Origin of the sequence: Enterorhabdus sp. P55 (assembly GCF_009911695.1) — a bacterium.
Taxonomy (GTDB): Bacteria; Actinomycetota; Coriobacteriia; order Coriobacteriales; family Eggerthellaceae; genus Enterorhabdus.
In genome coordinates this window covers 1-1,932 of record NZ_QWKK01000202.1, presented here as the reverse complement: position 1 = coordinate 1,932, position 1,932 = coordinate 1, and the positions used below count along the sequence as shown (strand labels likewise).

Below are 1,932 nucleotides of genomic sequence, written 5' to 3'. Positions count from 1 at the left end.
GGGCGGGGCGTGCGGGGCGCGGTCGAGCGGGGCGGATGGGGCGCGTGGCGCGGGCGCTCGGGGGGCTGCTGCGGCGCTGCGGGCGTGAGCGGCGCCAAGAGGCAAGGCGCGGGCGCAGGCGGCGGCATCGCAGGTGTGGATAGCGGCGGGGCGTCGCAAGCGCGTGGAGTGCGCGTAGGCGCTGCGGGCACGTAGGCCGGGGCGCGGCTACGAGCGGTGGCGTGTGCTGGTGACGGGCGGTGACGCTGTGCCCGCGTCGGGCGGCGGTCAAGAGGCGGGGCACAGGCGCGTGTCGGCGCGGGCGTGGGCGGCGGCCAAGAGGCGCGCCGCGGGTGCTCGGGCGTGGACGGGCGACGGCGAGATGTCGCAGGCGCTCGGGGGGGCTGCGGGCAGCGGCGAGCGGGTGCCGGGAGCACAAGCGCGCGGGCTGCTTTTGCACGAGAGGTGAGTGGCGTCGCGCGGCGCGGTCGAGCGATGGGCCGCTGGAGGGCGGACCTTCGCATTTCGCGCCAATCCTGCAAATTCGGACGGTTTTGCACCCGAAGACAGCCGCCCTCCCGCGCCGGAAGGGCGGGGCGTCATGCGCGACCTGGGCAAATGACCTCCGTACTTGGCTGGGATGTCCCCGAGGCCCTACGCCGGAGTGCAAAACCGTCCGAATTTGCAGGATTGGCGCGAAAAAGCATGACAGCGCGTTGTGGCGGCTCCATGGCGACCCCGTGCGCATCCTGTGAGCGCGCGCGGCGACCGCGGCGCGTGCGAGCGCGGCCATGCTACCCTGACCCGACTTGACCTCTCCCTAGCTGGAAGGAGCGCGGCATTGGGCACGCTCGGCGGTTTTCTCATGGCGCTGGCAGACAGCGTCCCCGGGGTGTCCGGCGGCACCATCGCCTTTATCGTGGGCATCTACGACCAGCTGCTGTGGTCGCTCGATCGACTCGTGTCCGGCACGCCGGCCGAGCGACGGCGGGCGGCCGGCTTCCTTGCGCGACTCGGCGCAGGCTGGGTGGTGGGCTTCGGGCTGGCCGTGGCCGTGCTCACAGGTCTGTTCGAGAGCCAGATCTACCTGGTGAGCTCGATGTTCATGGGATTCATCGTGTTCTCGGTGCCGCTCATCGTCCGCGACGAGCATGCCTACGTGCGCGGCCGTTACGGCAACCTGGCGTGGACGTTCGTCGGCATCGCCGTGGTGGTGGGCGTCACGCTGGCCAACGCGGCGGCGCTCGGCGGGGACGCGGCCGAGGTGTCGGCCGTGGGCGCGTTGGCGGCGCAGGCCGGCGTGGTCGATCCTGGCGCGCTCGCACAGGGCGTCGGGCTGGACGCGGCGGGCGCCGTGGCCGAGGGCGCGCTTGACGTCGACGGCGGGGGAGGCATCGACCTCGCTGCGCTCGATGCGGGCAGCGGCGCCTATCTGGTGGCCGCCGCCATGGTGGCCGTGTCGGCCATGATCCTGCCGGGAGTGTCCGGGTCGACGTTCCTGCTCATCTTCGGCCTGTACCTGCCGGTGATGGACGCGCTCAAGGCCCTCATGGGCGGCGACTTCTCCGTGCTGCCGGCCATCGCGCTGTTCGCCGCGGGCGCCGTTGCGGGGCTGCTCACCGTCGTGAAGCTGGTGAAGCGTGCGCTCGCCGACTTCCGCTCGCAGACGGTCTACTGCCTGCTCGGCTTCATGGTGGGCTCGCTCGTGGCCATCGCGCTGGGGCCGGTCACGCTGGACGTGCCCCAGCCTCCGCTCACCGCCGACACCTTCAGCTTGCCCGCGTTTCTCCTGGGCGGTGCCGTCATCGGTGCCCTCGAGCTTCTCAAGCACGCCGTCCAGCGCCGCCAGGTGGCCCGCGCCATAGCCGCCCAGGCGGCGGCCCGCTAGCCGACCGGCGCGCTCGCCTCGCGGGCGCTCGACGCGTCGCGCTCGCTGGCCGGCGCGCTCGCCTC

1 protein-coding gene is annotated in these 1,932 nt (G+C 73.0%); it reads left to right on the top strand.

Features of this window, described 5'->3' with window-relative positions; genetic code table 11:
- The first annotated feature begins 820 nt into the window (after nucleotides 1-820).
- Nucleotides 821-1,867 carry a DUF368 domain-containing protein gene (locus D1643_RS10765; protein WP_160710607.1) on the top strand — a complete coding sequence of 349 codons (1,047 nt, stop codon included), beginning with the start codon at nucleotides 821-823 and terminating at the stop codon, nucleotides 1,865-1,867.
- Nucleotides 1,868-1,932 lie beyond the last annotated feature (65 nt).